Consider the following 7,842-nt stretch of genomic DNA (forward strand, 5'->3'; position numbering starts at 1 on the left):
CCCGCAGAAAATGCCCTGAAACGTTTGCGGGTCACAGACCTTTGACGTATTCTGACACCCCTCCGGCAATCCCCTGCGCAATCTTCTGCCTGTAGTCGGGCTGTCTTATCTTCGCCTCTTCGGTCGGATTCGTTAAAAACCCGCATTCCACGAGCACGGAAGGCATTGAGCAGCCCTTTAGAACGTAGAAACCGGCCTGGTTGATGCCCCGGTTCGAAAACGAGGTTGCGGCGGATGACTTCTCCTGTATAAACCCTGCAAGCGTCTCGGACTGCTTCTGAAACGTATTAGTAAGAAGGCTTCCGATGATGTCGTTCAGAACGGCATCCGGATTGTAAGCCTTGTGTTCGATATCGTACTTTAGCGCTGCGTTCTCGGCAAGCGCAACGTTCTTGGCATACTCCAGCCTGTGCATTCCTAGAAAGTAAGTCTCGAACCCGTTTATGGTCGAGGAGTTGTTAGCGTTGAAATGGATGCTTATGAAAAGGTCGGCCTTCTTCTGGTTTGCGAACTTTGTGCGTCCGTCGAGGGACACGTATGTGTCGGTCGTTCTCGTGAGGATAACGGTGTGGCCCTGAGCTTCCAGGAGTGTTTTCAGCCGGGTTGCTACGTCCAGATTCATTGCCGCCTCCTTCGTGCCTTTTGTTCCTATCGCGCCCGGGTCCTTGCCGCCGTGTCCGGGGTCTATGACTATGGTTAGCTTTTGCGATGCTGCCGCGGGCTTCACCTGCGTTGCGGCCTGGCTTGCGAAAATGATCTCGACGCCGTTCGGAATTCCTTTCGAGGAAACGTTGCAGTTCTTGGAGAGCTTGAGCTCGATTGTGGTCTTGTTTTCGTTGTTGCGGAGTACGGCCGCGCTCACAAGACCAGAAGGGGGCACGCTCTTTATTTTAGAACCGACCGGAATCTTCAGTGTAACGCTTGAGGCGGAATTCTCTATTACGTCGCATGAGATGGGTCCCGAAGCGACAATCTGTATGCTGGTCGGGTCTGCGCCCGAAAGGTAAATCTTTTCTATCTTCACGTCCTGCGGCGGGTTAAGATGAGAAGGAGAAACATTGAATAAGCGTGAGAGTACTGACACCGGGATATAGAGATTGGTGCCGTCCCAGCCCACAGGCTCGGGAAGATGGATTCCTGCATTGTTATCTACAACCACCGTCCTGTTGTCTGCGGTCAAAACGTAGCTGTGGGAGTTGTAGTCGATGACGGCCTTCTTCTTATCGGGCACCCAGCTGTATCGTGAGCCGGTTTTTGATGTAAACTCAGCGAGCGTTACGGATTCCCTTCCGCTGAAGACGACTGTCGTCATCTGCTTGCCTGCAAACGTAATCGTTCCCGCGTTAAGGACAAAAGCAAGAGAGAAGAAAAACGGCAGCATTCTTTTAATCATCCTGACCTCCTCATCTCGCGCTCAATGGTGCGGCGCTTGAGCGTCTCGCGCTTGTCGACGGTCTGCTTGCCGCGGCATACGCCGACAAGCATCTTTGCTATGCCGCGGTCGTTGAAGTAGAGTTTTAAGGGAATAAGGGTGTAGCCGCGGCGTTGAGTTTTGCCGAAAAGCTTCTTTAGCTCCTGGCGGTGAAAGAGGAGCTTGCGCCTGCGCACGGGGTCCGGGATATCGAGCGATGCCTGCTTGTACTGTGCTATCTGCATGCCCACGACGTAAGCCTGGCCGTCCTTTATCATGCAGTAAGCTTCTGCAAGGGACGCCTGCCGGTCGCGAAGAGACTTTACTTCGGAGCCCACGAGTGCAAGCCCTGCCTCCAACGTCTCTTCAACGATGTAGTCGTGCCGCGCGCGACGGTTCTCGGCAATAGTTGTTGAATCGGACATACATAAGTGTAATCAATAATCCAAGGTATGTCAATGCGCAGACGGTTTTGATGCAGAGCATCAATCCCGACGCTTATCATGGAGCACTTCCGCAAAGTTCCCAGACAGTTCCCAACTCAACACATATATTCTTTCGTGTCCAAGCTTGACAACCCTCTGCTAGCCTATAGCATTGTGGATGTTTTTCTTATTGCTTTTTGCCACCGTTCCCCACGAGTACCCGTTTCTTGAGGTCGTAAAGAGGGAGATTGCGTTCATCCCCAAGCCGGAGCTTGAGGACTCGTCATCCTATTTACGCACGCTGGATATTTCGTACGCTGAGGACAGTTTGCACTTTTACGTTGATGGAAAGATTGTCGAGCGCTGGCAGGGAGGTTTTAAGGACTCTTCGAATTTTTATGATGATGGACAACCGCTGGGTGAGTTCTCGTCGATTGCCGATACTACCATTTTCACGAGTCCGGTTTCGTTCACGCTTCGATTTGATGCTCCATACGCGTGGGTAGTAAGCATGGACGTGCCTCTTGCCTTGAGAGGTCATGAGAGCGCTCGGAGCGAGTTCAAGGTCTGTTCGATAATCGAGCGTTTCGGGGTTCGATGCGGACTATTCACTATGAAGGTTAGGAGGCTGGATACAGACATTCTCGAGGTGAAGGTTCTCAAATCAAATGCCTCTCTTTTGGTGAATTCCAAGACCGGCGCAGTGGTTAAGTGTGCTATTTGCGGACGGTGAGGCGTCCTTGATTTTTTTCTCCTCCTCCCCTATACTTCAGGGTGAATAAGTTCCCGCGCATCGCGCTTTGCCAAGTAAACGCGACCGTAGGTGATTTGGGAGGCAATGCCTCAAAGATAGTTGACTGGACAAGGAGAGCGCAGGATAAGGGCGCCGAGCTCATCATTTTTCCCGAGCTTTGCCTGACAGGTTATCCGCCGAAGGACCTGCTCCTTAAACCGAGCTTTCTCAAAGAGCAGCGCGAGCGGCTTGGAGAGATTGCCGGAGCGGTTCCAGACGTAACCGTGATCGTCGGCTGCGTGGACTTCGAGCCGCGGGAGAACACAAAGGGGCAAAACATATTCGATGTATCGGCGAAGGTTTCAGCCCGCTCGCGGCTTTATAACGCGGCGGCCGTGCTGCGGGGTGGCAGGATCGAGCGCTACGTTCACAAAACGCATCTGCCTAACTACGACGTGTTCGACGAGGAAAGATATTTTGAATCGCCCCAGAAAAATGCTACGCACTTTTTTGGGGACCCTGAAAAACCCCGTCAGGGCACTCCATCGAGCCAGGAAGCAATAGTGGAATTGGGGGGCGGCACAAAGGCGGGCATCACGATATGCGAGGACATCTGGGTACAGGATGGACCTGCGGCGAGGATGAAGGCGCAAGGTGCGAGCCTGATAGTAAACATATCGGCATCGCCCTTCTACAAGGGCAAGTTCCGGGCGCGGGTCGAGCTCCTGAAGACGCGCGTGAAGGAGGCAGAGCTTCCCCTGATTTACGTCAACGCGGTGGGCGGTCAGGACGATCTGGTATTCGACGGACGCTCGATGGTCGTGGTAGAAAAGGGCGAGATTGCCGCTCTCGCTAAGGGCTTCGAGGAGGAGCTGCTCGTGTATTCTCGTGAGACTGCGGATAAGCACAAGGTGGAGAGTGAGGAAGTTGCTGAAGTTTGGAAGGCTTTGGTTCTGGGGATAAAGGACTACGTTCACAAGAACGGATTTTCACAAGCCGCGCTCGGCGTGTCGGGTGGCATTGACTCGGCGCTAGTGGCTGCGCTTGCCGTTGACGCGCTCGGCGCAAAGAACGTGCTCGGCGTCGCGATGCCCTCCAAGTATACGTCCCGGCAGTCGCTCAAGGACGCGCTCCTTTTATGCAACAATCTGGGCATAAAGTCGGAGCCGATACCGATTGACGAATTGGTTGCGAGTTACCACAAGACGCTTGTGGAGACGATGGATCTTTCAAAGCCCGACGTGACCGCGCAGAACATCCAGGCAAGGATTCGCGGCAACATCCTTATGGCGTTCTCCAACAAGTTCGGCTACCTGGTTTTAGCGACCGGCAACAAGTCCGAACTCGCCACCGGCTACGCGACGCTCTATGGCGACATGTCGGGCGGCCTCGCGCCCATAGGCGACGTGCCCAAGACGCTCGTCTACGCGCTCGCCCGCTGGTTCAACGCAAGGGAGAAGACCGATATGATTCCCGTGGGGATTCTCGAGCGAGCGCCGTCTGCCGAGCTTGCCCCGAACCAGCGCGACCAGGACGACCTCCCGCCCTACGACGTGCTGGATAAGATCCTCGAAATGTACGTGGAGGAGGACCTCTCGTCCGAGGAGATTGTCGAGAGGGGTTTCGACCCCGCACTCGTTCACTCGATTATCAGGCGAATTGACCGCGCGGAGTACAAGCGCCGTCAGGCCGCGCCTATCTTGAAGATTACGCCCCGCGCCTTCGGGTTTGGAAGACGCATGCCGATTACAAATAAATATGAAGGATAAAATGGCATGCGCACTAATGTTTTTACACCTTTTGGATTAAAATCAGTAAAAACTTGAAACGATTCCACTGGAATCGTCGGATGCACCATAACTAACAAGTTCGACGGCTAACACCTCTCTCCCAAACACACAGGGAAGTTTTCATTTCCTAAATAGATTGTACCCTTGAAAACTTCTAGCGGCTCCTCTGGAGCCGTATTTGTCTTTGCGAGTTTGGCGAAGACATACGAAGCTCCGAAAGGTGAATGTAGGTTACCATCTATTCATGAAGTTAATATTCCGCAGGCACCGACAATCATTTTAAGGACATTTGCTCCGCAAATAGATTGCTTCTGTCATCTTTGATGACTCTCGCAAAGACAAGACGGTTCTGCTGATGCGTTTCTACAAACCGGGTCTTGTTCCGTTAATCCTGACTCAAAGAGGGGTCATCAAAATTTCCATCCCGGAAAAATACCCCGCATTTTTCCGGGAACCCCTATATAAATTGATTGTTCGCTGAATTCCATTCCGCGCATGCCGCTTCCAGCCGCTACTCTTGGGGAGTATTTTGTTTCCATGGATTATCACCATTTTTCACGAAATATAGCACAATTTTTGGCACAAACAATAAACTCAAAAGATATCACTGATAGTATAAAGAGAGTAATTGTAAGTCACAATACTTGACAAGTTCATAGGTTTTAAATAAACTGTACTTGTTCGAACAGGAGATGTCAACGAGGGTTGAAGTAGAATTGAAAGGCAGGTGAACGTGAAACACATATTCAGAACATTTTCGTTGATAGTGCTCGCAGCAATGCTTGCATCGTGCGAGAAGCCGATTGAAGGCGAGCTTGAGAAGTTACCTGTTGACATCAATACTGCTCCTGACAACCCGTGCTGGTCGGGAGATGGAACCAAGTTATACTTTATCGACCTTCCCCAATTGCACCATGTTGCCGAGTATGATATCAACTCAAAAAGTCAGAAAGAATTAACAGATCAATTTATACGGAGTTTTGACATTTACCCAAGCTCGAATCGTCTAGTTGCGGAAGATGGAAAATGGCTTTGGATAAGAGATCCTGCAACATGGGAGACGATTGATTCCCTTCGACCGTGTCAAAAAGCAATAGAAATGTCCGGCGGAGTCATTACCCCCAAGTTTTCGTACGAATCTGACAAGATCATTTACTACACTTTTAAAATCCTGGATTCGGTTTTCCTGCACCGTGTTGACATTGAAAATCATACAGATGAAGAATTGATGATTACTTTTGGTCAACAGGATATATTCTCTCCTGGTCCAGGAGATTCACTTTTTGTCTTGAATGATACAATTTACAACTTCGCCAGCGAGAAGAGAATTTACACCAAGATTAAGCCTTATTGGGTGCAATGGAACCCGGTAAGCGCTAATGAAATACTGATAGCTTCGGGCAAGGATAGCGATCTTTTTTTATTCGACATGGAAACTAAAAAGACACGAAGAATCACCGTTCCACTTTTTGAAGGTTATGTGTCAACAAATGCACAATTTTCTCCAGACGGCAAAAAGATCGCAATTGTGGGTTGTTTTTACGACGGGTATTATACTGGTCATAAATTGTGGCTTATGACACTTTCAAACTAGGAGGTGATGAATTAAGAGGATAAACTAGACCCATTGAGGGGTAAGAGGAACCAACTAACAATTCATAATCAAGGAGAGAAGGATGAAACTCCTGATAAGCTTTGTAGTTACAGTCGGCAGCGAAACGGATACGGTAACGGTAACGGACAGCACTCTTACCCGCTACAACTTCGTGATAGAATCTCCTAGCACTACGATGAGGGTAAAGATAACGGGCACGGACGCCACGCTTGCAAGGCTCATACTATACGAGTCCGACGGCTCCACTCAAGGCTACTACTCGAGAGGAGAGGAAGAAGGACCTTCCGGCCCTAAGCCTCTTGAGTTCAGACTCGATAACGTGATGCCTAACCCGTTCACGAAAACCGCTACCATAAGCTTTGCCATACCTTTAGCCGAGCCTGTGATCTTGAAGATGTACGATGTAACGGGCCGCGAGGTTCGCACGCTTGTCAACGGACCGGTTGCAGCCGGCGTGCACAGCGTTAACTGGGACGCAAGGGATAACCAGGCAAGAGCGGTGGCATCAGGCGTCTACTTCGTTCGAATGGCTACAAAGGACTTCAAGGCAAGCCGCAAGGCAGTGCTCCTGAAGTAACATTCAAACAGAGAAACTAAGCGGGGCGCTATGCGCCCCGCAATTTTATATCCCAAAAGAACGCAGAGCGTTCCTTTGGGAACCCTTGTTAACGTATGATCAAAAACTTGTTTGAGATTATATTCTTTCCAGATACAAACCTGGCGAAGTAAAGGCCTGAAGGCATATCGCGTGTTGACCAATGAAGCTCTCCAGTGTTCAGGTTGATAGCGCTTCTGAACACCTCGCGACCGCAGGCATCAAAGATGGATAGCTCACCACCGATGTCTGGTGCAAACGAGAACGCGACATCCTGAGTGTTAAGAGAAACTTCAAATTGGAAGGGGGTTACGGGTGTTGCGGGTGTTACGGGCTCGTTGATGCCGCTAATAGATTTTGTGACAGTATCATCCGTTGAGAGCTCGTCGAGCTCGAGCATAGGATATGCCCTCAAAGTAAAGGGGCCTCCACCTGTCACTGACCAGGGCTTGAAGGTTACCTGTTTGGATGATTCTTTGGGGATGGATACCTTCAGGGAGTCAACATACACACTTGTCGAGCCGCTCAGTATCTCAGCATAGACGTAGGCATCTTTATCGGCCTTAATGCCTTCGTTCGCAAAGGTTACTATTGGAGTATAGCTCGGACCTGTCAGTTCATCGGAATCTATGCTCTCTGACGCGTAGTCGTAATAGGCAACGCTGCGAAGCACGATGTTATCCCAGGAGACTTCCTGACCGAACCATGTATTTACATCAGAACTTCCCCATGCAGCAAGTTGGACTTCCTCAACGGTATCCTGTTGAGGCCAACCAGGAGGGTTGTTTGTCCATGCATGGTAGAAATCTACGGAGTATGGTGTCCATACTCCGCTGTCAGGGAATGGCACCGTAATTGTAAAGAATGTGTCATTATTCATAGGCATCGATGCACCAAACTCCCAACGTAGATATCTACCCTCTTGAGAACGAGAAAGTATATAGAATGAATGAGTGTACTTTGCCTTGTCGAAGAAGTTAACAACCCAAAAGCAAGTATCAATGTCTTTAACTGCTTTCGGAACGTAAAGGACTTGTTTGCAGAAAATGTTAACGCCTGCATCCATAACATAAGGGGTTTTCTTTGTGTCTGTCAGGAATGAATACTTACCCTCGTAAGCTCTGGTTGAGTCGTGTACGCTCACGCGGGCGCTGTCTGCACCGCCCTCCTTGTATTCCTCAATCTCCGTAGACCAGTCGCCTATGCCAAGCTCGGCTCCCGGGTCGCGTATAGCATTTACCCAAATCTTTGCAGAAAGCCCCAAAGATAACAC

The 7,842-nt window shown here is 50.2% G+C and carries 7 protein-coding genes; 4 read left to right on the top strand and 3 right to left on the bottom strand.

Annotated elements, in window-relative coordinates; genetic code table 11:
• Nucleotides 1-31: 31 nt before the first annotated feature.
• Together GX441_00155 and smpB are read right to left on the bottom strand one after the other, a co-directional pair.
• Nucleotides 32-1,393, bottom strand: coding sequence for an N-acetylmuramoyl-L-alanine amidase (locus tag GX441_00155; GenBank protein ID NLI97055.1), 1,362 nt, complete (start codon nt 1,391-1,393; stop codon nt 32-34).
• Nucleotides 1,390-1,836 carry an SsrA-binding protein SmpB gene (gene smpB, locus GX441_00160; GenBank protein NLI97056.1) on the bottom strand — a complete coding sequence of 149 codons (447 nt, stop codon included), beginning with the start codon at nt 1,834-1,836 and terminating at the stop codon, nt 1,390-1,392. Before smpB ends, GX441_00155 begins: the two co-directional genes overlap by 4 nt.
• Nucleotides 1,837-2,014: 178 nt before the next feature.
• Here smpB and GX441_00165 point away from each other — a divergent pair, with 178 nt between their 5' ends.
• The 4 genes from GX441_00165 to GX441_00180 all read left to right on the top strand — a co-directional run bounded on the left by GX441_00165 (nt 2,015) and on the right by GX441_00180 (nt 6,551).
• Nucleotides 2,015-2,569, top strand: a complete 555-nt coding sequence (locus tag GX441_00165) for a hypothetical protein (protein NLI97057.1) — start codon at nt 2,015-2,017, stop codon at nt 2,567-2,569.
• 41 nt (nt 2,570-2,610) lie between these two features.
• Entirely contained in the window at nt 2,611-4,338 is a 1,728-nt protein-coding gene (locus GX441_00170) for an NAD+ synthase (GenBank protein ID NLI97058.1), read from the top strand.
• Nucleotides 4,339-5,125: 787 nt separating this feature from the next.
• Nucleotides 5,126-5,953 (top strand): hypothetical protein, encoded by an 828-nt coding sequence (locus GX441_00175; protein ID NLI97059.1) that lies wholly within the window; start codon nt 5,126-5,128, stop codon nt 5,951-5,953.
• Between the two features lie 82 nt (nt 5,954-6,035).
• Nucleotides 6,036-6,551 carry a T9SS type A sorting domain-containing protein gene (locus GX441_00180; protein ID NLI97060.1) on the top strand — a complete coding sequence of 172 codons (516 nt, stop codon included), beginning with the start codon at nt 6,036-6,038 and terminating at the stop codon, nt 6,549-6,551.
• Between the two features lie 88 nt (nt 6,552-6,639).
• Here GX441_00180 and GX441_00185 read toward each other — a convergent pair.
• Nucleotides 6,640-7,842, bottom strand: a 1,203-nt coding sequence (locus GX441_00185; protein NLI97061.1) for a T9SS type A sorting domain-containing protein, incomplete at its 5' end; no start/stop codon positions are given.

Source organism: bacterium (genome assembly GCA_012517375.1).
Taxonomy (GTDB): Bacteria; Hydrothermota; Tepidihabitantia; order B3-TA06; family B3-TA06; genus JAAYVC01.